Source organism: Burkholderia paludis, assembly GCF_000732615.1.
GTDB lineage: Bacteria > Pseudomonadota > Gammaproteobacteria > Burkholderiales > Burkholderiaceae > Burkholderia > Burkholderia paludis.
Map to the genome: position 1 here is coordinate 59391 of NZ_JPGL01000028.1, position 21758 is coordinate 81148.

General features: G+C 63.9%; 27 protein-coding genes. 4 read left to right on the forward strand and 23 right to left on the reverse strand.

From position 1 onward, the window contains the following. Positions 1 to 34: 34 nt before the first annotated feature. A complete protein-coding gene (locus tag GQ56_RS0118835) occupies positions 35 to 2422 on the forward strand; it encodes a penicillin-binding protein 1A (protein ID WP_152601785.1) in 2388 nt (795 codons plus the stop codon). A gap of 79 nt (positions 2423 to 2501) precedes the next feature. Here GQ56_RS0118835 and cyaY read toward each other — a convergent pair whose 3' ends face one another. After that, on the reverse strand, positions 2502 to 2828 hold the full coding sequence (gene cyaY, locus GQ56_RS0118840; RefSeq protein WP_031400129.1) for an iron donor protein CyaY: 327 nt from the start codon (positions 2826 to 2828) through the stop codon (positions 2502 to 2504). A gap of 36 nt (positions 2829 to 2864) precedes the next feature. Here cyaY and lptM point away from each other — a divergent pair, with 36 nt between their 5' ends. Next, positions 2865 to 3143: an LPS translocon maturation chaperone LptM gene (gene lptM / locus GQ56_RS41475; RefSeq protein ID WP_034198886.1), complete on the forward strand. Its 279-nt coding sequence runs from the start codon at positions 2865 to 2867 to the stop codon at positions 3141 to 3143. Positions 3144 to 3215: 72 nt separating this feature from the next. On the opposite strand, the gene msrQ is transcribed toward lptM, so the two are convergent. The 5 genes from msrQ to GQ56_RS0118870 form a co-directional block, all read right to left on the reverse strand. After that, positions 3216 to 3902, reverse strand: a complete 687-nt coding sequence (gene msrQ, locus GQ56_RS0118850; protein ID WP_031400131.1) for a protein-methionine-sulfoxide reductase heme-binding subunit MsrQ — start codon at positions 3900 to 3902, stop codon at positions 3216 to 3218. Positions 3903 to 3922: 20 nt separating this feature from the next. Then, the gene (gene msrP, locus GQ56_RS0118855) at positions 3923 to 4918 is read right to left on the reverse strand and encodes a protein-methionine-sulfoxide reductase catalytic subunit MsrP (RefSeq protein ID WP_031400132.1); all 996 of its coding nucleotides are present in this window, start codon (positions 4916 to 4918) and stop codon (positions 3923 to 3925) included. A gap of 159 nt (positions 4919 to 5077) precedes the next feature. Continuing rightward, positions 5078 to 6268: a c-type cytochrome biogenesis protein CcsB gene (ccsB, locus tag GQ56_RS0118860; protein ID WP_031400133.1), complete on the reverse strand. Its 1191-nt coding sequence runs from the start codon at positions 6266 to 6268 to the stop codon at positions 5078 to 5080. A gap of 4 nt (positions 6269 to 6272) precedes the next feature. Next, positions 6273 to 8489 carry a cytochrome c biogenesis protein ResB gene (locus GQ56_RS0118865; RefSeq protein ID WP_031400134.1) on the reverse strand — a complete coding sequence of 739 codons (2217 nt, stop codon included), beginning with the start codon at positions 8487 to 8489 and terminating at the stop codon, positions 6273 to 6275. Positions 8490 to 8611: 122 nt separating this feature from the next. Next, positions 8612 to 9265, reverse strand: a complete 654-nt coding sequence (locus tag GQ56_RS0118870) for a c-type cytochrome (protein WP_031400135.1) — start codon at positions 9263 to 9265, stop codon at positions 8612 to 8614. A 214-nt stretch (positions 9266 to 9479) separates the two neighbouring features. On the opposite strand from GQ56_RS0118870, the gene yihA reads away from it, so the two are divergent. Both yihA and hemB read left to right on the forward strand, forming a co-directional pair. Continuing rightward, on the forward strand, positions 9480 to 10139 hold the full coding sequence (yihA, locus tag GQ56_RS0118875; protein ID WP_031400136.1) for a ribosome biogenesis GTP-binding protein YihA/YsxC: 660 nt from the start codon (positions 9480 to 9482) through the stop codon (positions 10137 to 10139). A gap of 253 nt (positions 10140 to 10392) precedes the next feature. Further along, complete coding sequence (hemB, locus tag GQ56_RS0118880; RefSeq protein ID WP_031400137.1) at positions 10393 to 11391, forward strand: porphobilinogen synthase; 999 nt, start codon at positions 10393 to 10395, stop codon at positions 11389 to 11391. A 154-nt stretch (positions 11392 to 11545) separates the two neighbouring features. Here hemB and dsbD read toward each other — a convergent pair whose 3' ends face one another. From dsbD to rpsN, 17 genes are all read right to left on the reverse strand, one after another. After that, a complete protein-coding gene (dsbD, locus tag GQ56_RS0118885; RefSeq protein ID WP_031400138.1) occupies positions 11546 to 13399 on the reverse strand; it encodes a protein-disulfide reductase DsbD in 1854 nt (617 codons plus the stop codon). Further along, positions 13392 to 13718: a divalent-cation tolerance protein CutA gene (gene cutA, locus GQ56_RS0118890; protein WP_031400139.1), complete on the reverse strand. Its 327-nt coding sequence runs from the start codon at positions 13716 to 13718 to the stop codon at positions 13392 to 13394. The genes dsbD and cutA overlap by 8 nt, the downstream gene beginning before the upstream one ends. 201 nt (positions 13719 to 13919) lie before the next feature. Next, complete coding sequence (gene rplQ, locus GQ56_RS0118895) at positions 13920 to 14315, reverse strand: 50S ribosomal protein L17 (protein WP_006477175.1); 396 nt, start codon at positions 14313 to 14315, stop codon at positions 13920 to 13922. 137 nt (positions 14316 to 14452) lie between these two features. Further along, positions 14453 to 15430: a DNA-directed RNA polymerase subunit alpha gene (locus GQ56_RS0118900; RefSeq protein ID WP_006477176.1), complete on the reverse strand. Its 978-nt coding sequence runs from the start codon at positions 15428 to 15430 to the stop codon at positions 14453 to 14455. A gap of 124 nt (positions 15431 to 15554) precedes the next feature. Then, positions 15555 to 16178, reverse strand: coding sequence for a 30S ribosomal protein S4 (gene rpsD, locus GQ56_RS0118905; RefSeq protein ID WP_011350679.1), 624 nt, complete (start codon positions 16176 to 16178; stop codon positions 15555 to 15557). 154 nt (positions 16179 to 16332) lie between these two features. Next, positions 16333 to 16734: a 30S ribosomal protein S11 gene (gene rpsK, locus GQ56_RS0118910; protein ID WP_004197937.1), complete on the reverse strand. Its 402-nt coding sequence runs from the start codon at positions 16732 to 16734 to the stop codon at positions 16333 to 16335. A 28-nt stretch (positions 16735 to 16762) separates the two neighbouring features. Further along, entirely contained in the window at positions 16763 to 17128 is a 366-nt protein-coding gene (gene rpsM, locus GQ56_RS0118915; RefSeq protein WP_006400641.1) for a 30S ribosomal protein S13, read from the reverse strand. Positions 17129 to 17166: 38 nt separating this feature from the next. Then, entirely contained in the window at positions 17167 to 17283 is a 117-nt protein-coding gene (gene rpmJ / locus GQ56_RS0118920) for a 50S ribosomal protein L36 (RefSeq protein ID WP_004199844.1), read from the reverse strand. A 20-nt stretch (positions 17284 to 17303) separates the two neighbouring features. Continuing rightward, positions 17304 to 17522, reverse strand: coding sequence for a translation initiation factor IF-1 (gene infA, locus GQ56_RS0118925; RefSeq protein ID WP_004521905.1), 219 nt, complete (start codon positions 17520 to 17522; stop codon positions 17304 to 17306). Positions 17523 to 17530: 8 nt separating this feature from the next. After that, positions 17531 to 18880, reverse strand: coding sequence for a preprotein translocase subunit SecY (secY, locus tag GQ56_RS0118930; protein ID WP_031400140.1), 1350 nt, complete (start codon positions 18878 to 18880; stop codon positions 17531 to 17533). A gap of 42 nt (positions 18881 to 18922) precedes the next feature. Continuing rightward, positions 18923 to 19357: a 50S ribosomal protein L15 gene (gene rplO / locus GQ56_RS0118935; RefSeq protein ID WP_006482880.1), complete on the reverse strand. Its 435-nt coding sequence runs from the start codon at positions 19355 to 19357 to the stop codon at positions 18923 to 18925. A 26-nt stretch (positions 19358 to 19383) separates the two neighbouring features. After that, a complete protein-coding gene (gene rpmD, locus GQ56_RS0118940) occupies positions 19384 to 19566 on the reverse strand; it encodes a 50S ribosomal protein L30 (RefSeq protein WP_006400644.1) in 183 nt (60 codons plus the stop codon). A gap of 15 nt (positions 19567 to 19581) precedes the next feature. Further along, positions 19582 to 20100 carry a 30S ribosomal protein S5 gene (gene rpsE, locus GQ56_RS0118945; RefSeq protein WP_006482895.1) on the reverse strand — a complete coding sequence of 173 codons (519 nt, stop codon included), beginning with the start codon at positions 20098 to 20100 and terminating at the stop codon, positions 19582 to 19584. Positions 20101 to 20114: 14 nt separating this feature from the next. Continuing rightward, entirely contained in the window at positions 20115 to 20480 is a 366-nt protein-coding gene (gene rplR, locus GQ56_RS0118950) for a 50S ribosomal protein L18 (RefSeq protein ID WP_006477183.1), read from the reverse strand. A 12-nt stretch (positions 20481 to 20492) separates the two neighbouring features. After that, positions 20493 to 21023, reverse strand: coding sequence for a 50S ribosomal protein L6 (rplF, locus tag GQ56_RS0118955; RefSeq protein WP_031400141.1), 531 nt, complete (start codon positions 21021 to 21023; stop codon positions 20493 to 20495). 18 nt (positions 21024 to 21041) lie between these two features. Further along, a complete protein-coding gene (rpsH, locus tag GQ56_RS0118960) occupies positions 21042 to 21437 on the reverse strand; it encodes a 30S ribosomal protein S8 (RefSeq protein ID WP_009687199.1) in 396 nt (131 codons plus the stop codon). Positions 21438 to 21451: 14 nt separating this feature from the next. Continuing rightward, positions 21452 to 21757: a 30S ribosomal protein S14 gene (rpsN, locus tag GQ56_RS0118965; RefSeq protein ID WP_006482884.1), complete on the reverse strand. Its 306-nt coding sequence runs from the start codon at positions 21755 to 21757 to the stop codon at positions 21452 to 21454. Position 21758 lies beyond the last annotated feature (1 nt).

Sequence of the window (21758 nt, forward strand, 5' to 3'; positions counted from 1 at the left end):
AGCTATAATCGCGGGACTGTTTTCCGGTATGCCTATGCAATCCACGACTCCTACGTCCCCGCCTCCTGCCCCGGAGCCGAAGAAGCGGCCCTGGTGGCAAAAAGTCCTGCTCGGCCTCGCCGCGACATGCGTGGCCCTCGTCGTGGCCGGCGGCCTCGTGCTCGGCTACGCGCTCGTCGTCGCCTGGCCGAACATGCCGTCGCTCGATGCGCTGACCGACTATCGCCCGAAGGTGCCGCTGCGCATCTATACGTCCGATCACGTCCTGATCGGCGAATTCGGCGAGGAGCGCCGCGACGTCGTTCATTTCAAGGACGTGCCCGACTCGCTGAAGAAGGCGATCCTGGCGATCGAGGACGCGCGCTTCTACGATCACGGCGGCGTCGACCTCACCGGCATCGTCCGCGCCGGCTTCGTCGCGCTGACGAACGGCCACGCGTCGCAGGGCGCCAGCACGATCACGATGCAGGTCGCGCGCAACTTCTTCCTGTCGAGCGAGAAGACCTACACGCGCAAGATCTACGAGATGCTGCTCGCCTACCGGATCGAGCGCGCGCTGACGAAGGATCAGATTCTCGAGGTCTACATGAATCAGATCTATCTCGGCCAGCGCGCCTACGGGTTTGCGAGTGCCGCGCGGGTCTACTTCGACAAGGACCTGAAGGACATCACGCTGGCCGAGGCGGCAATGCTCGCGGGGCTGCCGAAGGCGCCGTCCGCGTATAACCCGGTCGTCAATCCGAAGCGTGCGAAGGTGCGCCAGGAATACATCCTGCAGCGAATGCTCGAGCTGAACTTCATCTCGCGCGAACAGTACGACGAAGCCGTCGCGCAGCCGCTCGTCGTCAAGGGTCCGAGCCGCGATTTCAGCGTGCACGCCGAGTACGTCGCGGAAATGGTCCGCCAGATGATGTACGCGCAGTACCGCGAGGAGACCTACACGCGCGGCTTCAACGTCGTCACGACCGTCGACTCCGCGGACCAGCAGGTCGCGTACACCGCGCTGCGCAAGGGCATCATGGATTACGAGCGCCGCCACGGCTATCGCGGGCCGGAAGGCTTCATCGAGCTGCCGGCCGGCGCCGACGACCGCGAACAGGCGATCGACGACGCGCTGCTCGAGCACCCCGACAACGGCGAATTGATTGCCGCGGTCGTCACGGCCGCGAGCCCGCGCCAGATCACGGTCGCGTTCATCGACGGCAGCACGGCGACGATCGAAGGCGACAACCTGCGATTCGCGTCGGGCGCGCTGTCGACCAATGCGCAGCCCAACCGCCGCATCCGCCCCGGCGCGATCGTCCGCGTCGTGAAGAACGACACCGGCAACTGGTCGATCACGCAGTTGCCGCAGGTCGAAGGCGCGTTCCTGTCGATCGTCCCGCAGGACGGCGCGATCCGTTCGCTCGTCGGCGGCTTCGACTACAACAAGAACAAGTTCAACCACGTCACGCAGGCGTGGCGGCAGCCGGGTTCGTCGTTCAAGCCGTTCATCTACTCGGCGTCGCTCGACAAGGGCCTCGGGCCGGCAACCGTGATCAACGACGGCCCGCTGTATTTCAGCGCCGCCGAAACGGGCGGCCAGCCGTGGGAGCCGAAGAACTACGGCGGCGGCTTCGAAGGCCCGATGTCGATGCGTACCGCGCTGCAGCGTTCGCGCAACCTCGTGTCGATCCGGATCCTGAACCACATCGGCACGAAGTACGCGCAGCAATACATCACGCGCTTCGGCTTCGACGCCGAACGCCATCCGGCCTACCTGCCGATGGCACTCGGCGCCGGCCAGGTCACGCCGCTGCAGATGGCCGGCGCGTACTCGGTGTTCGCGAACGGCGGCTATCGCGTCAATCCGTACCTGATCGCCGAAGTCACCGATCCGAACGGTGCCGTCGTCGCGCGCGCACAGCCGCTCGTCGCCGAGCAGAACGCACCGCGCGCGATCGACGCGCGCAACGCGTATGTGATGAACAGCCTGCTGCAAAGCGTCGCGCAGCGCGGCACGGGTGCACGGACCAACGTGCTGAAGCGCACCGATCTCGCGGGCAAGACCGGTACGACGAACGACTCGCACGACGCATGGTTCGCCGGCTACCAGCACACGCTCGCCGCGATCGCATGGATCGGCTACGACAACCCGCGCAGCCTCGGCGATCGCGAAACGGGCGGCGGCCTGTCGCTGCCGGTCTGGATCGACTACATGAGCGCCGCGCTGAAGGGCGTGCCCGAGTTCAAGCCGACGGTGCCGGACGGCGTCGAATCGCTCGGCGGCGAGTTGTACTTCACCGAGTTCACGCCGGGCCACGGCTTCGTATCGACGGTCGGCGTGCCGCAGGCACCCGCCGCACAGGACGTCGACGCCACCGTACCGCACGTCGACGAGCAGGAAAAGCAGGACATCATGAACCTGTTCCAGGCCCACTGACCGGCGGCCCGGACCAACAAAAAGCGCCCCGCGGGGCGCTTTTTGTTTTGGACGACGCGTCGGGGCCGGGCCCCGGACGTCACTCGGCGAACGTGATCGGCAGGCCTGCCTGCTGCGTCGCGTATTCGCTGAGCGCCGAGAAGAACTCGGTGCCCGTGCGCGAATCGCGCCACGCGCCGTCGATGAAACGATAGTGGAATCCGCCCGCCTTCGCGGCGATCCACACTTCCTTCATCGGCGGCTGCAGGTTGACGATGATCTTCGAGCCGTTTTCGAACGTCAGCGTGAGGACGCTGCCGTTGCGCTCCAGATCGATGTCGTGGTCGCCGTCGTTCGCGGCGTCGACGGTACGCTCGACGGCCGCCAGGACGGCCTCGGCACGGGTCAGGTATTCGGTATCGGACATGCTAAACTCTATCGGTTCAATTGTTCAGGGACGATCATGCGAGTCGTTTTCCGGATGAGCGCGATTGTAGCGGCTTTGGCGATTCTTGCCGGCTGCGGTCAAAGCGGCGCGCTCTATCTGCCCACCGTGCCTCCGCTGCCCAAGCCACTCCAGCAGCCGGACACGCCGCCGTCGGACGTGAAACCGACCGACGACAGCGCATCGACCGACAGTGTGCCCGATTCGTCCGGCACGCCGCTCACGCTGTCGCCCGAATTGTCGAGCGGCAACGCGCCCGTCCCCGCACCGGCATCGAGCCCGGCCGCCACGAAGTAACCGCACGGCGCGGCTTGCGAAACAAGGCGATGACTTCCCGGTCGTCGCCTTTTGTTTTTTCGGGCCGCGGCGTCACGCGCGCACGCGCCGCCATCCCCATGCGATCAGCCGCCAGCCGAGCAGCACGGCGACGATCGTGGCGTAGAGCTTCGGCTGCGCGAGATTGTGCTTGCCGGCCCGCATCCACCAGAAGTGCAGCACGCCGAACAGCACGATCGCGTAGATCGCGCTGTGCAGCGTCGCCCAGTGACGGCCGAGGCGGCGCACCATCGCGCGCGGCGACGTCACGGCGAGCGGAATCAGCAGCACGAACGCGGCAAAGCCGACCGTGATGAACGGGCGCTTGCCGACGTCCTTCAGGATCGCGACGACGTCGAACCACTTGTCGAACCACAGATAGGTCGTGAAGTGCAGCGTCACGTAAAAGAACGCAAACAATCCGATCATCCGGCGAAAGCGCAGCAGTGCGGCAACGCCCGTCATGCGCCGGAGCGGCGTGACGGCGAGCGTCACGCAAAGCATCACGAGCGTCCAGAGGCCGGTCGAACGCGTGATGAATTCGATCGGATTCGCGCCGAGCCGGTCGGTCAGCCCGAACAGCACGAGACGCGCGAGCGGATACAGGCCGGCCGCGAACGCCAGCACCTTGGCCGGCGCGAGCCAGCGCGGCGCGGCGGAACGGATCGCCCCGGCCCGCGCGGCACTGGCGGCCGCACCTGCGCCGGCCGCCCGTGCCTGCGTCAATGTCGAAGGAGGCATGTCGTTTCTCGTCATCGCGGTCAGAAGTTCCGCTTCAGGTCCATGCCCTGATACATCGACGCGACCAGGTCGCCGTAGCCGTTGAACATCAGCGTCTTGCGCTTCGGCGTGAAGAAGCCGTCCTCGCCGATGCGCCGCTCGGTCGCCTGGCTCCAGCGCGGATGATCGACATTCGGGTTCACGTTCGAATAGAAGCCGTACTCGTTCGATGCGTAGGTGTTCCAGCTCGTCTTCGGCTGCTTGTCGACGAAGCGGATCTTCACGAGCGACTTCGCGCTCTTGAAGCCGTACTTCCAGGGCACGACGATCCGCACCGGCGCGCCGTTCTGGTTCGGCAGCACCTGCCCGTAGACGCCCATCGTCAGCAGCGTCAGCGGATGCATCGCCTCGTCCATCCGCAGCCCTTCCGAGTACGGCCAGTCGAGCACGGGGGTCGAGAGGCCCGGCATCTGCGACGGATCGGCCAGCGTGATGAACTGCACGTATTTCGCGTTGCCGGTCGGCTGCACGCGCTTGATCAGTTCGGACAACGGGACGCCGATCCACGGGATCACCATCGACCACCCCTCGACGCAGCGCAGCCGGTACACGCGCTCCTCGAGCGGCGCGAGCTTCAGCAGTTCGTCGAGATCGAACACCTTCGGGTGCTGCACCTCGCCCTCGACGCTCACGCGCCACGGGCGCGGCCGCAGCGTACCGGCATTCTGGGCGGGGTCGCTCTTGTCGGTGCCGAATTCGTAGAAGTTGTTGTAGGACGTGATGTCCTTGAACGGCGTCACCTTGTCGGCCGCGACGAACTTCGGATTCGTTTTCGCCGCGAGCTTCGCGGCCCGCGCGTCGGAGGACGCATACGCGGCGAAGGCCGTGCCGCTGGCGCCGAGCAACCCGCCCGCCGCGGCGAGGCCGGCCGCCTGCAGGATGCGCCGGCGGTTCTCGAATATTTCGCGCGGCGTGATTTCGTCGAGTGCGATATCGCCGCCGGTCAGGACGTTCCGTTCAGGTCGTTTGATCCACATCGTGCTGCTCCTCCTGCATGCGCGGCGCACATGCGTCATCGGCGTTCGACCCGCCCCATCTTGCGCCGTTCGACGCCCGGATCGCCCGCCCGTTACAAAAGAAAACCGCCGGGCACGCAGTGCACCGGCGGTCTTGTAGTCGGACGAGCGGCGGAAATCTTACAGCTTGCCGTAGCTATGCAGCCCGGACAGGAACATGTTGACGCCGAGGAACGCGAACGTCGTCACCAGCAGGCCGGTGAGCGCCCACCATGCGGCAACCGCGCCACGCAGGCCCTTCATCAAGCGCATGTGCAGCCATGCCGCGTAGTTCAGCCACACGATCAGCGCCCAGGTTTCCTTCGGGTCCCAGCTCCAGTAGCCGCCCCATGCCTCGGCCGCCCACAGCGCGCCGAGAATCGTCGCGATCGTGAAGAACGCAAAACCGACCGCGATCGACTTGTACATCACGTCGTCGAGCACCTCGAGCGTCGGCAGGCGATCCGCGAGCACGCCGCGCTCCTTCATCAGGTAGGCGACCGACACCATCGCCGACAGCGCAAAGCTGCCGTAGCCGATGAAGTTCGCCGGCACGTGGATCTTCATCCACCAGCTCTGCAGCGCCGGCACGAGCGGCTGGATCTGCTGCGCATCGCGCGCGACCGAGTACCACATCAGGAAGCCGACCGCCGCGCTGATGACCAGCAGCACGAACGCGCCGAGCGAGCGCGTGCCGTAGTGACCTTCGTAGTACAGATAGAGCAGCGCGGTGATCAGGCTGAACAGCACGAACACTTCATAGAGGTTCGACACGGGGATATGCCCGACGTCCGCACCGATCAGGTAGGACTCGTACCAGCGCACCATCAGCCCCGTGAAGCCCATCAGCACGGCGACCCACGTGAGCTTCTGGCCGATCGCGGCGCCCGTCTCCGAGCGCGCGAGCAAGCCGATCCAGTAGAAGATAGTCGCGAGCACGAACAGCGCGCTCATCCACAGGATCGCCGACTGGCTCGACAGGAAGTACTTGAGGAAGAACGCCGAATCCGCTCGCGCGAGATCGCCCTGGTAGATCTGGATCGACAGCAGCGCCAGCACGGCGATCGACGCCATCATCAGGCGCGCCGGTTTCCAGCGCCAGCCGAGCGTGACCAGCGCCGGCACGGTGCCGATCAACACTACCTTGTCGTAGTAATTCATGTGCCCGTTGTAGTGCACGAGCGCATAGCCCGCGCCCGCCACGAGCGCCAGTGCGAACAGCCAGTCGAGCAGCGACAGGCGCGCGAGGAACGGACGGTCGTCGAACAGCGGCGCCACGGCCGGAGCCTGGGCCGACGCCCGACGGGAAGAGGAAACTTGCGTGAGATCCATGATGTTACCGGGTGGAATTCTCGGATTCGGAACCGCCGCCGGCAGGCGGGCGGGCCGTCGATGCCGTGCCGGCAGGCGCGGCATCGCGAGGGGCGGCGCGCAAGGCGACGCCGGCCGCGTCGCGCGTCTGCACGAATTCTTTCTCGAAATCGAAGGTCTTGCGGGCCGTGGACATGGCCATCACCACGTCGACGCCCGAACCGGCGTCCTTCAGCCAGAACCAGAGGCGCCGCTCTCGCACGTAGAACATCGAGAAGATACCGGCGACCAGCAGCAGGCTGCCAAGATACACCAGATTCTTGCCGGGTGCGCGCGTCAACTGAAATACCGAAGCTTGCACCTGCTTGAATGAATCAAGCTGCAAATAGACGGGCGATCCATACAGGAAGCTGTCGGATAGCGCATTGATCGCGTTCTGCACGAAGCGGATCGTGTCGGCGCCCTGCTGCGCGGCCGGCTCGCCGGCCCGCTCGCGCGCGATCTGCCACACCTCCCACATCGAGCCCTCGAGCATCCGCAGCAACAGGCTCGCGGCCTTCTCCTGCTCGGCCTTCGGCACCGAGCGGTCGATGAACGTCGCCACGGCCTGGAAGCCGCCGATCGGCTCGCCGTCGGCGCCGCGCCCGACGCTGTCGTCGCTCGCCGCAAAAAGGGTCAGCACCTTCGACGCGCTGTCCTGCAGGCGGCTGCGCAGCGACGCATCGGTGCCGGGCAGCGAACGCTGCGCGAAGCGCGCGGCGGCTTCGGCGCGCACGGCCGGATCCTCGAGCGCGGCGCGCAGGCGCATCCATTCGCCGATCGAATCCTGGCTGTCGGCCGGAATCCGCATGTAGCGGAACGGATCGTTCGGGCTCGCCCGCACGCCGGCGAGGAACACGCGCTCGCCGTTCATGTCGACGGGCAGCATGTAGTTGTTGAATTCGCGCGCCTGGCCGTCCTTGCCGCGGATCTTGTACTGCACGGACGGGCCGATGTTGTGCAGCTGCGTCGGCTTCGAGGTCTTCGCGCCGGAGCCGAGCCGTTCGTCGAACACCTCCTTCAGCGACTCCGTCTTCGCGACGCCGCGCACGTCCGGCTTGCCGTTCGCGTCGGCCATGTTCTCGACGTTGATCGCGCGGAAATCGGAGAACTCGATCGTGTCGCCGTCGGCGCCCGGCATCTGCAGCGGCGCCGAACTGCCGATCGTACCCTGCACGGGGAAGGTCTTCGCGTTGCCGCCCGTCATCGGGTAGGCCGTCATCTGCATCTGCGAACCGCCGTCCTGGAAGCTCGACTGGTAGATCGACACGCCCTTGTACGTGAACGGCTTGTTGACTTCGACGCGCGCCGGGATCTTCTGGCCCGTCTCGCGATCGATCACGACGATGTCGCTCGCGAACAGCTTCGGCATGCCCGTCGTGTAGTAGTCGACGATGAACTTGTTGAGCTGGATCGAGAACGGCAGGTCCTGGATCAGCGAGCCGCTCGGCTGGTTCAGGATCGCGGTCGACACGAACTGGCCCTCGGGCACCCAGGCATAGCCGCGGAACGTCGGGTTCGACGCGGACAGGCGATGGTCGGGCGAGATCTCGCTGATCGTCGCGCTCGTGTTGACCGGGCTCTTGCCGAAGATCAGCATCTGGAATTTGATCGGCAGGTTGCTGTCGAGCAGGCCGCCGATACAGATCACGACGATCGCCAGGTGCGCGGAGATGTAGCCCCACTTGGTCATCGCGCCGCGCTTCGCGGAGATCAGCGTCGCGTCGCCGGTTTCACGCACGACGTGCTTGTAGCCGGCCTTCGCGACGAACGTGGCGAGCGTCGCCGCGACGGTCACACGCGTGCCGGACGCCGTGTATTCGGCCTTGTGGTGGAATGCGCGCAGGCTGCCTTCGCGGACCTTGTCCTTCCAGCTCTTCGCATCGGCGAGCATCTTCGGCGCGTTGCGGATCACGCACAGCGAGATCGACACGACGAGGAAGATCAGGATCAGCATGAACCACCACGCGCTGTACACGCTGTACAGGCCGAGCGAGCGGAAGATGTCCGCCCAGAACGGCCCGAACTGGTTCACGTAGTTCGGATACGGGTCGTCCTGGGTCAGGACCGTGCCGATGATGCTGGCAATCGACAGCACCACCAGCAGCGCAATCGCGAAACGCATCGAGCTCAGCAGCTCGACCGCGCGCCTCGACGCACCCTGACCCGACTTCGACTGCAACCCCGACGTGGTAACGCTCATTCACACTCCGACTGACAACAAAAAAGGGCAAGGCGGCCGCAACGACGCGGCGCCCCACCCTTTTCTTGTTCTGACTCCGGTTGCCCTTCGGGCGCCCGGTCATTCCATTCGCGGCTGACCGCTCAACGCAGGCCCGCGATGTAATCCGCGACGGCCTTGATCTCGTTGTCCGACAGCCGCGTCGCGATCTGATGCATCGCCTCGTTGTTGTTGCGCGCGCCGGTACCCTGCTGGAACGCGGCCAACTGCGCGACCGTGTAATCGGCCCACTGCCCCGACAGACGCGGATACTGGACCGGAATCCCCTGCCCCGTCGGCCCGTGGCAGCTCGCGCAGGCGGGGACGCCCTTCTCCGCGATGCCGCCGCGATAGATCTTCTGGCCGATCGGCACCGTCGCCGCATCGCGGGCGGTGCCGAGCTTCGTCGTCTGCGACCCGTAATACGCGGCGACGTTGCGCATGTCGTCCGCGCTCAGCGCGCTCGCGAATCCGACCATCACCGCGTTGGTACGCGCCGGCCCCTTCGCGCCCGACTGCGTCTTGAAGTCGTTCAACTGCTTGACCAGATACTCGGGGTGCTGGCCGGCAAGCTTCGGAAAACTGCCCGACGCGCTATTGCCGTCGGCGCCGTGACACGACGCGCAGACCTGCCCGGCAATCGCCTTGCCGCGATCGAGATCCGGTTTTGCCGCCTCCGCCGCGTTTGCCTCCGCCACGAAACCTACGAACCCTGCTGCAACCTGAAGCACCATCAGAGACTTGCACAGTCGATTCATTCGCACACCCTGTTTCGTCTTGTGGGAATTTGAGGTTCTGCAAAAAACGACGGCGTTCAGTCTACCGCAGAAGCCACATAAAAGCGCGAGGCAGGCGCCCGGTGGCCTTCGGCAAAACCGCCGTATTGTACAATATCGTGCTGAAAGCTCCCGCGCCTATCGGGGCTACCCCGCCTCCACCACGCGGCTCGTGCCGCCCGTCCTTCCGGTTCCCATGGCCTTTCTGCTCCATCAAGCCCGCTTCTACACGACCGTCAACCATCTGCGCGACCTGCCGCCGACGGTGCAGCCGGAAATCGCGTTCGCGGGCCGCTCGAACGCCGGCAAATCGACGGCGATCAACGTGCTGTGCAACCAGAAACGGCTGGCCTTCGCGTCGAAGACGCCCGGCCGCACGCAGCACATCAACTACTTCTCCGTCGGCCCGGCCGCCGAGCCCGTCGCGAATCTCGTCGACCTGCCCGGCTACGGCTACGCCGAAGTGCCCGGCGCCGCGAAGGCGCACTGGGAAATGCTGCTGTCGTCCTACCTCGCGACGCGCTCGCAGCTCTGCGGCCTGATCCTGATGATGGATTCGCGCCGCCCGCTGACCGATCTCGATCGCCGCATGATCGAGTGGTTCGTGCCGACCGGCAAGCCGATCCACACGCTGCTGACGAAGTGCGACAAATTGACGCGGCAGGAAAGCATCAATGCGCTGCGGACCGCCCAAAAGGGGCTCGATGCGTATCGCGACCAGGGTGTCCAGGGCAAGCTGACGGTCCAGCTGTTCTCCGCGCTGAAGCGCACGGGGCTCGACGAGGCGCACGAGCTGATCGAGAGCTGGGTGCGGCCGTCCGCCGCCGACGAAAAAAGCGAGCCTGTTGCACAATGAGCGGGCAGCGCGCGGCCGGGATCGGCGGCGCGCACCTGACGGCGCCTGCGGATTCGGCCGGCTCAAAAAAAACCCCGCCGTTGAACGGCGGGTCAAACAGCCTAATCGAAAAACGACAGGCACCCGCTCAGGGAGGAGAAGCGGGGAGCTGCACGCAACGCGTACCGCTCGATCGCTATCATATACCAACGCTCTCAAAAATGACCTAAGGGTTCCGTAAGGTCCTTACTGCCCTGATTTCTGCCCAATCGCCATGAGCTTCCATCCGCTTCATCGTCCGCGCCGGATGCGCCGCGACGACTTCTCCCGGCGCCTGATGCGCGAAAACCGCCTGACCACCGACGACCTGATCTATCCGGTGTTCGTCGTCGAAGGCGCCAACGAACGCCAGCCGGTGCCGTCGATGCCCGGCGTCGAGCGCGTGTCCGTCGATCTGCTGATGCACGTCGCCGAGCAATGCGTCGAACTCGGCGTGCCCGTGCTGTCGCTGTTCCCGGCCATCGAGCCATCGCTGAAAACGCCCGACGGCCGCGAAGCGGCCAATCCGGAAGGCCTGATCCCCCGTGCGGTGCGCGAGCTGAAGAAGCGCTTCCCCGAGCTCGGCGTGCTGACCGACGTCGCACTCGATCCGTACACGAGCCACGGCCAGGACGGCGTGCTCGACGAGTTGGGCTACGTGATCAACGACGATACGATCGAGATCCTGGTCGACCAGGCGCGTACGCAGGCGGAAGCCGGCGTCGACATCGTCGCGCCGTCGGACATGATGGACGGCCGCATCGGCGCGATCCGCGAAATGCTGGAAAGCGACGGCCACGTCCACACGCGCATCATGGCCTATTCGGCCAAGTTCGCGTCGGCGTTCTACGGCCCGTTCCGCGACGCCGTCGGCTCGGCGTCCAATCTGGGCAAGGGCAACAAGATGACCTACCAGATGGATCCGGCGAACAGCGACGAAGCGTTGCGCGAGGTGCGCCTCGACATCGACGAAGGCGCCGACATGGTGATGGTCAAGCCCGGCATGCCGTATCTCGACATCGTGCGCCGCGTGAAGGACGAGTTCCGCTTCCCGACCTACGTGTACCAGGTAAGCGGCGAATACGCGATGCTGAAGGCGGCTGCGATGAACGGCTGGCTCGACCACGACAAGGTCGTGCTCGAATCGCTGCTCGCGTTCAAGCGCGCGGGCGCCGACGGCGTACTCACGTACTTCGCGCTCGACGCCGCGCGCCTGCTGAAAGCGCAGCGCTGATTACCCGCCGGCGGGCGGAAACACAAACGGCGGGACACTTCGGTGTCCCGCCGTTTTTTGTTTGCCGTCGCTCGATTCCGCCCGTCCAGCCGGATATCGGCTCATGCCGCACGCGCGCCCCGGCTCGCTGCCGTCGCTTGCCCGGCGGGTGCCGTCATGCCGTCGGAACGGCGGCCCGGTCGAGACTGCGCAGAAAGGTCTCGGCGGCCTGGTAGCCGACCACGCGCCCGATCTCGTTGCCGCTGCGATCGAAGAAGATGATGCCCGGCGGCCCGAACAGGTTGAAGCGCTTCAGCAGGGCCTGGTCGTCCGGGTTGTTCGCGGTGACGTCGGCGCGCACAAGGTGCAGCTGCGCGAGCCGCGCCTGCACGCGCGCATCGCTAAACGTCAGATGCTCCATCTCCTTGCAGCTCACGCACCAGTCGGCGTAGAAGTCGAGCATCACGGGCTGGCCCGACGTCTTCAGCAGCGCGTCGAGTTCTCCGCTGGAGCGCACCGACGCGAACGCCGGGCCGTCCTGTGCGGCAGCCGCACCGGCCGATGCCGCAGCACCGCCCGACGCCACCGTACGCGCCGCGAGCACGGCCAGCGGCTTGACGGGATCGGTCGACCCCGCGGCAAGGCCAACGAGCAGCGTCGCCGCCCAGATTGCGAGCGCGGCGCCGAGGCCTCGGCCCAGGCGCCGCCAGATCGATGCGGCGCCGGCATTCGGCGTGAACAGCCCGAGCGCCGCGGCCGCGATCAGCAGCCACAACGCGGCGAGCACCATCTTCAGCCCGCCCGCGAGCACCGGCCAGACGATCCACAGAGCGGCCGCGAGCAGCACGATGCCGAAGAACACCTTCACGCCGTCCATCCACGCGCCCGCGCGCGGCAGCACCGTCCCGGCACCGACGCCGACGACGAGCAGCGGCACGCCGAGCCCCAGCCCCATCGCGAACAGCGCGGCCCCGCCGAGCAGCGCATTGCCGGTGTGCGCGATGAACGCGAGCACCGCGAACAGCGGCGCCGTCATGCAGGCGCCGACGACCAGCGCCGACAGCGCACCCATCGCCGCGACCGCGATGAAATGGCCGCCCTGGCGTGCGCTCGACGCCTCGGCCGCGCCATTCTGCCAGCGTGCGGGCAGCGCGAGGTCCTTGCCCGAAATCAGCGACACGGCAAACGCGGTCAGCAGCACGCCGAATGCGCCGAGCACCCACGGATTCTGCAGCCACGCGCCGAGGCTCTGGCCGACCAGCGCCGCGGCGATGCCGAGCACCGTGTAGACCAGCGCCATGCCGACCACATAGGTGAGCGACAGCGCGAAGCCGCGCGCATGCGTCGCGCGCGTGCCCTGGCCGATGATGATCGCGGACACGATCGGAATCATCGGATACGAACACGGCAGGAGGCTCAGCACGACGCCGGCGACGAAATACAGTGCGACGATCGTGAAAAAACCATGCCCTTCGAGCAGCGACTGCGCGAAATCGGCGCTCGTGACCTTGTCGAACCAGCTGCCCGCGGCCGCCGCGTCGCCCGACGACGGTGCCGCTGCGCCCAATGCGGCGCCATCGACCTTCACGACGTGCTCGGCCGGCGGATAGCAGATGCCCTCGTCGGCGCACCCCTGCGACGTCACGGCGAGCTCGAACGGCCCCGATGCCTGCTTGACCGGTACGTGCACGACGACTTCGTCACGATAGGTCTCGACGTCCTTCTGGAACGTCTGGTCGAACTTCACGTGACCCGCCGGGAATTGCGGCTCGCCGAGCGTCGCCTGCCCGCTCTTCACCGCGAACGCAAATCGCTCGCGGTACAGGTAGTAGCCGTTGGCCACCTTGAAGCGGACGTCCACCTGCCCAGGCGATTCGCTCGCACTGAACTTGAACGCCACCGACGGATCGAGGAAATCGTCGGCCGCCCGGGCAACCGACAGGCCGCCCAATACGAACACGAACGAAAACAGGACTGCGATGAGCCGCAGCGCGCGCGCACGCACGGAAAGCGCCATACCGTTAAACATGAAATAGACGTTGAGTTTCGCTGGTCACCCACTGACCGTACGCAGCCGAAGCCGTCGCCTGCCAGGAGACGATTTCGGGCGTCTCGTATGGATGATGCGCGAGAATAAATCGCTCCAGTTCGAGCGCCCGCACGGGGCTCGTCTTGAACAGCAACTGGATCTCGTCGGCCGTTTCGACCTTGCCCTGCCAGTGATAGCGCGACCTGATCGCGCCGAGCTCCGACACGCAAGCGGCAAGCCGCGCGTCGAGCGCGCCGTCGGAAAGGGCCGCTGCCGTCGCCGCATCGGGTACCGTCGTCAGCATCAGCACCACTATCATCCGCGCCCTCCTGGCTGGTCTATCGGCTCCTGCCGACACGGGTGGCCACCTGGGGCACGCGCCGGCTGCCCCGTATCGTAGCGCAGCACGCACAACGCTGCCGGCACCGCCCCGCGACAATCGATCGCAGCCGGCACCTCGAAAACAAAAAGGGCCAAGCAATTGCTCGGCCCCTTTCAGATACTGCTGCGTACCGGAAGCTTACTCGGCTTCTTGCACGTTTTCCGTTTCGTCGACTTCCGGACGATCGAGCAGCTCGACCAGTGCCATCGGTGCGTTGTCGCCGACGCGGAAGCCGAACTTCAGCACGCGCAGGTAGCCGCCCGGACGGTTCGCGAAACGCGGACCGAGCACGTCGAACAGCTTCGCCACCGAGTCACGATCGCGCAGGCGGTTGAACGCCAGGCGACGGTTTGCCAGCGACGGCTTCTTGCCGAGCGTGATCAGCGGCTCGACGACTTTACGGAGTTCCTTCGCCTTCGGCAGCGTCGTCTTGATGACTTCGTGCTCGATCAGCGAGTTGGACATGTTACGGAGCATAGCCAGACGGTGGCTGCTCGTGCGGTTCAGTTTCCGCAGACCATGACGATGGCGCATTTCAGTTTCCTTGATTCAAAGTTTTGATCCAGCTCTTCTATCGCACCTCGACGGGTGCACGGGCCGGTAGCGAAAAAAGCAAGATGCGGATTTTAAAGGAAAATCCGCATCTTTGCCAACTACTGCAACAACCGGGCTTACTTGTCGAGACCAGCCGGCGGCCAGTTTTCGAGCTTCATGCCCAGCGTGAGACCGCGCGAAGCGAGTACTTCCTTGATCTCGTTGAGCGACTTGCGACCGAGGTTCGGCGTCTTCAGCAGCTCGTTTTCCGTGCGCTGGATCAGGTCGCCGATGTAGTAGATGTTCTCGGCCTTCAGGCAGTTCGCCGAACGAACCGTCAGCTCGAGATCGTCCACCGGACGCAGCAGGATCGGATCGATCTGCGGTGCACGCGACGGCGCTTCGGCTGCCGTTTCCGTGCCTTCCAGCGCCGCGAACACCGACAGCTGGTCGACCAGGATGCGGGCCGATTGACGGATCGCCTCTTCCGGCGTGATCACGCCGCTCGTTTCGATGTTCATCACGAGCTTGTCGAGGTCGGTACGCTGTTCGACACGTGCGCTTTCGACCGCGTAGCTCACGCGGCGAACCGGCGAGAACGATGCGTCGAGGACGATGCGGCCGATGATCTTGGCCGTGTCTTCGCCGTAGCGACGGACGTTGCCGGGCACGTAGCCGCGACCCTTTTCGATCTTGATCTGAACGTCGAGCTTGCCGCCCTTCGACAGGTGCGCAATCACGTGATTCGGGTTGATGACTTCGCAATCGTGAGCCAGCTCGATATCGCCGGCCGTGACAACGCCTTCACCTTCCTTGCGCAGCGTAACCGTCACTTCGTCACGGTTATGCAGCTTGAACACCACGCCCTTCAGGTTCAGCAGCAGGTTGACGACGTCTTCCTGCACGCCATCCAGCGTCGAGTACTCGTGCACCACGCCTGCGATCGTGACTTCGGTCGGCGCGTAGCCGACCATCGACGACAGCAGCACGCGGCGAAGCGCATTGCCCAAGGTATGGCCGTAACCGCGTTCGAACGGTTCCATGACCACCCTCGCGTGGTTCTCGCCCAGCGATTCCACGGCGATGATCTTGGGTTTCAGCAAACTGGTTTGCATGGGCTTTCCTTTTCAATACCCTCGGCTCGTTACACCGATAAGGCTGACCGGTAACAACCAGAAAATAAACAGCCGAGGCCCCTCCTTGCGCAACGCAATCGGGGTACCTCGGCCGTCAATCGGATTAACGCGAATACAATTCGACGATCAGGCTTTCGTTGATGTCGCCTGCGATTTCAGCGCGTTCCGGCATTTGCTTGAACGTGCCTTCGAACTTCTTCGCATCGACTGCAACCCAGCTCGGCATGCCGCCTTGCTCGGCCAGCGACAGCGCTTCGACGATACGCGCTTGCTTCTTCGCCTTTTCGCGAATCGCGACGACGTCACCCGACTTCACTTGCTGCGACGGGACGTTCGCGACGACGCCATTCACCGTGATCGACTTGTGGCTCACCAGCTGACGCGCTTCAGCGCGGGTCGAGCCGAAGCCCATGCGATACACGACGTTGTCGAGGCGCGACTCGAGCAGTTGCAGCAGGTTTTCACCCGTGTTGCCCTTGCGGCGGTCGGCTTCAGCGAAGTAGCGGCGGAACTGACGCTCCAGCACGCCGTAGATACGCTTGACCTTCTGCTTTTCGCGCAGCTGCGTACCATAGTCGGACGTACGTGCGCCCGAGGTACGGCCGTGCTGACCCGGCTTGCTGTCGAGCTTGCACTTGTCGGCGAGCGAGCGGCGCGCGCTCTTCAGGAACAGGTCGGTGCCTTCACGGCGGGACAGCTTGGCTTTGGGGCCGATATAACGTGCCACTTTGCATTCCTTTATCAATCAGTCACGCGGATCGAAATCCGCGCTAGTCCGCTCCCTTTGGGGCGAACGGTGGGCTTAGTCAATCAAAAAAGCAACGCCCGTCGACGCTACGCGGCGACAGGCAATGTGCCAGCACGAACGTGCCAGCACACCTTTAGATACGACGACGCTTCGGCGGGCGGCAGCCGTTGTGCGGAATCGGGGTGACGTCCGAAATCGCGGTGATCTTGATGCCGAGGCCGTGCAGTGCGCGCACTGCCGACTCGCGACCCGGGCCCGGGCCCTTGATCCGCACTTCCAGATTCTTCACGCCGTATTCCATCGCGACGCGGCCAGCCGACTCGGCTGCGACCTGGGCAGCGAACGGCGTCGATTTGCGCGAGCCCTTGAAGCCCTGACCGCCCGACGTCGCCCATGCCAGTGCGTTGCCTTGGCGATCGGTGATCGTGATGATCGTGTTGTTGAACGACGCGTGAACGTGAACCACGCCTTCAGCGACGTTCTTCTTAACCTTCTTGCGAACGCGTTGCGCCGCGGTGTTCGAAGCCTTAGCCATTACGTTTTCCTGTAACTGTCAGTTCCGCTTACTTCTTCAGCGCTTGCGCTGCACGACGCGGACCCTTGCGAGTACGTGCGTTCGTACGCGTACGCTGACCGCGCATCGGCAGGCCCTTGCGATGACGAACGCCACGGTAGCAACCGAGGTCCATCAGGCGCTTGATGTTCATCGTCACTTCACGGCGCAGATCGCCTTCGACGACAAACTTGCCCACTTCTTCACGCAGCTTTTCCAAGTCTGCGTCGGTCAGGTCCTTGACCTTCTTCGAAAAATCGACGCCAGCTGCCACGCAGATGCTGCGCGAACGGGTGCGGCCGATACCAAAGATAGCCGTCAGGCCAATCTCGGTATGCTGGTGATTCGGGATGTTAACCCCTGCGATACGAGCCATTGTTTTTCCTCAAACAAAAAGCGCAAACAAACGCGCGGTCAGCCTTGGCGCTGCTTGTGGCGCGGATCCGAGCTGCAGATCACGCGAACGACGCCTTTGCGCTTGATGATCTTGCAATTGCGGCAAATGCGCTTAACCGATGCCATCACTTTCATGATAATACCCTTTTTTCAAATCACTTCGCCCGGAACACGATCCGCGCACGAGACAGATCGTAAGGCGTCAATTCAACCGTCACCTTGTCGCCCGGGAGAATGCGGATGTAGTGCATCCGCATCTTTCCGGAGATATGCCCCAACACGACATGGCCGTTTTCCAGCTTCACACGGAAGGTCGCATTCGGGAGGTTTTCGATCACCTCACCTTGCATCTGGATTACATCGTCTTTGGCCATAGTCCTTTTTAACGCATTGGGATGTTGCCGCCCTTGAAGTTGGCCTTCTTGAGCAGTGACTCATACTGTTGCGACATAACGTACGACTGCACCTGCGCCATAAAGTCCATCGTGACGACGACAATGATCAGCAGCGACGTTCCACCAAAATAAAACGGCACGTTCCAGCGCAGCACCAGGAATTCCGGCAGCAGACACACAAAGACGATGTAGATCGCACCGGCCAGCGTCAGACGCGTGAGGATGCGGTCGATATATCGTGCGGTCTGATCGCCCGGACGGATGCCCGGAACAAACGCGCCGCTCTTCTTCAGGTTGTCCGCGGTTTCCCTGCTGTTGAACACCAATGCGGTGTAGAAGAAGCAGAAAAACACGATCGCCAGCGTGTACAGCAGCACGTAGACCGGCTGGCCCGGCTTCAGCGCTTCCGCAACGTTATGCAACGTATTGGAAATCCAGCTTCCCGACGGCTGACCGGTACTGAACCAGCCGAGAATCGTTGCCGGGAACAGAATGATCGACGACGCGAAGATCGGCGGAATCACGCCCGACATGTTCAGCTTCAACGGCAGGTGCGACGACTGCCCGCCGTAGATCTTGTTGCCGACCTGGCGCTTCGCGTAGTTCACGAGGATCTTGCGCTGACCGCGTTCGATGAACACGACCAGGTAAGTCACCGCGGCAATCAGAACGACGATGATGATCGCCGAGAACGGCCCCATCGAACCCGTTTTCACCAGTTCGAGCAACCCACCCACGGCATTCGGGAACCCTGCTGCGATCCCGCCGAAGATGATGATCGAGATACCGTTGCCCAGACCGCGCTCGGTAATCTGCTCGCCAAGCCACATCAGGAACATCGTACCGGTTACCAGCGTCACGACCGTGGTCAGGCGGAACAGCATGCCGGGATCGGTGACGAGGCCCGGCTGGTTTTCCAGCGCAGCCGCGATACCGAACGCCTGGAAGGTCGCGAGCACCACGGTGAAATACCGCGTGTACTGCGTGATCTTCCGTTGCCCTGCCTGCCCTTCCTTCTTCAGCGCCTCGAGCTGCGGCGAGACGATCGCCAACAACTGCATGATGATCGACGCCGAAATGTACGGCATGATCCCCAGCGCAAAGATCGTGAAGCGGGAAAGCGCGCCACCCGAGAACATGTTGAACATGCCCAGGATGCCGCCCGCCTGGCTCTGGAACAGCTTCGCCAGTTGATCCGGATCGATGCCCGGCACGGGAATGTGCGCGCCGATGCGATAGACGATCAGCGCCAGGAGCAGGAACATCGCTCGCCGGCGCAGATCGCCGAATTTCGCCGTGCTTCGACCGGGTTTTGCAAGACTCGGGCTGTTAGCCAAGTACCTTCTCCGATGAATGCAAGTGACGACGCGCTACGCGTGTCACTCGGCGAACGAACCGCCAGCCGCTTCGATCGCAGCGCGCGCACCCTTGGTGGCACCGAGACCCTTCACGACGATCTTGCGCTTCAGTTCGCCCGTCGCGATGATCTTTGCGCTCTTCGTCAGCTCGCCGACCAGGCCGGCTTGCTTCAGTGCGAGCAGATCGATTTCATCGACCGGCAGCTTCTCGAGGTCGCCCAGGCGCACTTCACCGACGAATTCCTTCGTCAGCGACGTGAAGCCGCGCTTCGGCAGACGACGTTGCAGCGGCATCTGACCGCCTTCGAAACCGACTTTGTGGAAGCCGCCCGAACGCGATTTCTGACCCTTGTGACCACGGCCAGCCGTCTTGCCGAGGCCCGAACCGATGCCACGGCCGACGCGACGCTTGGCGTGCTTGGCGCCAGCTGCCGGCTTCAGGTTATTCAATTCCATATCAACTCCTTGATCCGTAGCGCCGCTTACGCGATGACCTTAACGAGGTACGAGACCTTGTTGATCATGCCGCGGACCGCCGGCGTGTCCTGGAGCTCGCTAACCGAGTTGAGTCGGCGCAGGCCCAGACCACGCACGGTCGCACGGTGCGATTCGCGGGTCCCGATCAGGCTCTTAACGAGCTGAACCTTGACAGTTTTTTCAGACATGGTGACCACCCGGGCTTAGCCCAAAATTTCTTCGACGGACTTGCCGCGCTTCGCCGCGATGTCTGCCGGGGTGGACTGCTTGCGCAGACCGTCCAGCGTGGCGCGAACGAGGTTGTACGGGTTCGTCGAACCGTGGCTCTTCGCCACGACGTTCTGAACGCCCATCACGTCGAACACTGCGCGCATCGGGCCGCCGGCGATCACGCCCGTACCTGCCTTCGCCGGAGCGAGGAGGACGGCCGATGCGCCGTGCTTGCCGTGCACTTCGTGTTGCAGCGTGCCGTTCTTGAGCGGCACCTTGAACATGTTGCGGCGAGCTTGTTCCATTGCCTTCTGGACAGCGACCGGCACTTCCTTCGCCTTGCCCTTGCCCATACCGATGCGGCCATCGCCGTCGCCAACCACGGTCAGTGCGGCGAAGCCGAGAATACGGCCACCCTTCACGACCTTGGTCACGCGGTTGACCGAAATCATCTTTTCACGAAGGCCGTCGTCGCGCTCGTCAGCCTGAACTTTCGCTTGCATCTTTGCCATGACGAATTCCTTCCTTAGAACTTGAGCCCAGCTTCGCGAGCTGCCTCAGCCAGCGCCTTGACGCGGCCGTGGTAGCGGAAGCCCGAGCGGTCGAAGGCGACGGATTCGATGCCGGCAGCCTTTGCCTTCTCGGCAATACGCTTGCCGATCAGCGTCGCGGCATTAACGTTGCCGCCCTTGCCCGACTTGTCGGCCAGTTCTGCGCGCACTTCTGCTTCGAGCGTCGACGCGCTGGCGAGCACCTTGGTGCCGCAGGGCGAGAACACTTGAGCGTAGATGTGCGTGTTCGTGCGATGCACGGCGAGACGCGCGACCTGCAGCTCAGCGATCTTGATACGCGTCTGGCGAGCGCGGCGCAGGCGAGATTGAGTCTTATCCATGATTGCGCACCCTTACTTCTTCTTCGTTTCTTTGAGGATCACAACCTCGTCGGCATAGCGCACGCCCTTGCCCTTGTAGGGCTCCGGCGGACGGTAACCGCGGACTTCCGCAGCCACTTGACCGACTTGTTGCTTGTTGATCCCCTTGATCACGATTTCGGTTTGCGTCGGGGTTTCAGCCTTGACGCCTTCCGGCATCTGGTGCACCACCGGGTGCGAGAAACCCAGCGACAGGTTCAGCTTGTCGCCTTGCGCTTGTGCACGATAACCGACGCCAACCAGCGTCAGCTTGCGCTCGAAACCCTTGGTCACGCCGTGCACGGCATTCGCGATGATCGCGCGCATCGTGCCCGACAGTGCATTTGCTTCGCGGCTTTCGTTCACCGGCGACAGGTTCAGCGTGCCGTCGTTGTTCGCCACGTTCACGAGCGGATTGATCGCTTGCGTGATGGTGCCCAGCGGGCCCTTGACGATGATTGCACCGTCGGCCAGCTTGACTTCCGCGCCTTGCAGCGCGATCGGGCTCTTACCTACTCGAGACATGTTTCTCTCTCCTCGGCTTTAAGCGACGTAGCAGATGACTTCGCCGCCGACGCCGGTAGCGCGCGCCTTGCGGTCGGTCATCACGCCCTTCGGCGTCGACACGATTGCCACGCCGAGGCCGTTCATGACCTGCGGAATGTCGTTACGACCGCGGTACACGCGCAGGCCAGGCTTCGACACGCGCTCGAGGCGTTCGATAACCGGACGGCCGGCGTAGTACTTCAGCGCGATGTTCAGTTCTGCCTTCGCGCCTTCGCTCTTCACCGCGAAATCGTCGATATAACCTTCGTCCTTCAGGACTTGCGCGATTGCAACCTTGACCTTCGACGAGGGCATCGCGACCGATACCTTCTCGACCATCTGCGCGTTGCGGATGCGAGTCAGCATATCGGCGATAGGATCACTCATGCTCATTTACGTTTCTCCTATTACCAGCTCGCCTTGGTCAGGCCAGGAATCTCGCCACGGAATGCGATTTCACGAATCTTGTTACGCGCGAGGCCGAATTTGCGGAACGTGCCACGCGGACGGCCCGTGATCGCGCAGCGGTTACGCTGGCGGGTCGGGTTTGCGTTGCGGGGCAGTTGCTGCAGCTCCAGGCGTGCTTCGTAGCGCTCTTCTTCCGACTTGCTTTGGTCTTCGACGATCGCCTTCAGCGCTTCGCGCTTAGCTGCGAACTTCGCGACCAGGCGGGCGCGCTTCTTTTCACGTTCGATCAGTGCCAGTTTAGCCACG

Excerpts from the sequence above, each read along its gene's own strand:
- GQ56_RS0118835 (WP_152601785.1), top strand. The coding sequence starts at position 35 with ATGCAATCCACGACTCCTACGTCCCCGCCTCCTGCCCCGGAGCCGAAG.
- cyaY (WP_031400129.1), bottom strand. The coding sequence starts at position 2,828 with ATGTCCGATACCGAATACCTGACCCGTGCCGAGGCCGTCCTGGCGGCC.
- lptM (WP_034198886.1), top strand. The coding sequence starts at position 2,865 with ATGCGAGTCGTTTTCCGGATGAGCGCGATTGTAGCGGCTTTGGCGATT.
- msrQ (WP_031400131.1), bottom strand. The coding sequence starts at position 3,902 with ATGCCTCCTTCGACATTGACGCAGGCACGGGCGGCCGGCGCAGGTGCG.
- msrP (WP_031400132.1), bottom strand. The coding sequence starts at position 4,918 with ATGTGGATCAAACGACCTGAACGGAACGTCCTGACCGGCGGCGATATC.
- ccsB (WP_031400133.1), bottom strand. The coding sequence starts at position 6,268 with ATGGATCTCACGCAAGTTTCCTCTTCCCGTCGGGCGTCGGCCCAGGCT.
- GQ56_RS0118865 (WP_031400134.1), bottom strand. The coding sequence starts at position 8,489 with ATGAGCGTTACCACGTCGGGGTTGCAGTCGAAGTCGGGTCAGGGTGCG.
- GQ56_RS0118870 (WP_031400135.1), bottom strand. The coding sequence starts at position 9,265 with ATGAATCGACTGTGCAAGTCTCTGATGGTGCTTCAGGTTGCAGCAGGG.
- yihA (WP_031400136.1), top strand. The coding sequence starts at position 9,480 with ATGGCCTTTCTGCTCCATCAAGCCCGCTTCTACACGACCGTCAACCAT.
- hemB (WP_031400137.1), top strand. The coding sequence starts at position 10,393 with ATGAGCTTCCATCCGCTTCATCGTCCGCGCCGGATGCGCCGCGACGAC.
- dsbD (WP_031400138.1), bottom strand. The coding sequence starts at position 13,399 with ATGTTTAACGGTATGGCGCTTTCCGTGCGTGCGCGCGCGCTGCGGCTC.
- cutA (WP_031400139.1), bottom strand. The coding sequence starts at position 13,718 with ATGATAGTGGTGCTGATGCTGACGACGGTACCCGATGCGGCGACGGCA.
- rplQ (WP_006477175.1), bottom strand. The coding sequence starts at position 14,315 with ATGCGCCATCGTCATGGTCTGCGGAAACTGAACCGCACGAGCAGCCAC.
- GQ56_RS0118900 (WP_006477176.1), bottom strand. The coding sequence starts at position 15,430 with ATGCAAACCAGTTTGCTGAAACCCAAGATCATCGCCGTGGAATCGCTG.
- rpsK (WP_004197937.1), bottom strand. The coding sequence starts at position 16,734 with ATGGCTAAGGCTTCGAACACCGCGGCGCAACGCGTTCGCAAGAAGGTT.
- rpsM (WP_006400641.1), bottom strand. The coding sequence starts at position 17,128 with ATGGCTCGTATCGCAGGGGTTAACATCCCGAATCACCAGCATACCGAG.
- rpmJ (WP_004199844.1), bottom strand. The coding sequence starts at position 17,283 with ATGAAAGTGATGGCATCGGTTAAGCGCATTTGCCGCAATTGCAAGATC.
- infA (WP_004521905.1), bottom strand. The coding sequence starts at position 17,522 with ATGGCCAAAGACGATGTAATCCAGATGCAAGGTGAGGTGATCGAAAAC.
- rplO (WP_006482880.1), bottom strand. The coding sequence starts at position 19,357 with ATGGAATTGAATAACCTGAAGCCGGCAGCTGGCGCCAAGCACGCCAAG.
- rpmD (WP_006400644.1), bottom strand. The coding sequence starts at position 19,566 with ATGTCTGAAAAAACTGTCAAGGTTCAGCTCGTTAAGAGCCTGATCGGG.
- rpsE (WP_006482895.1), bottom strand. The coding sequence starts at position 20,100 with ATGGCAAAGATGCAAGCGAAAGTTCAGGCTGACGAGCGCGACGACGGC.
- rplR (WP_006477183.1), bottom strand. The coding sequence starts at position 20,480 with ATGGATAAGACTCAATCTCGCCTGCGCCGCGCTCGCCAGACGCGTATC.
- rplF (WP_031400141.1), bottom strand. The coding sequence starts at position 21,023 with ATGTCTCGAGTAGGTAAGAGCCCGATCGCGCTGCAAGGCGCGGAAGTC.
- rpsH (WP_009687199.1), bottom strand. The coding sequence starts at position 21,437 with ATGAGCATGAGTGATCCTATCGCCGATATGCTGACTCGCATCCGCAAC.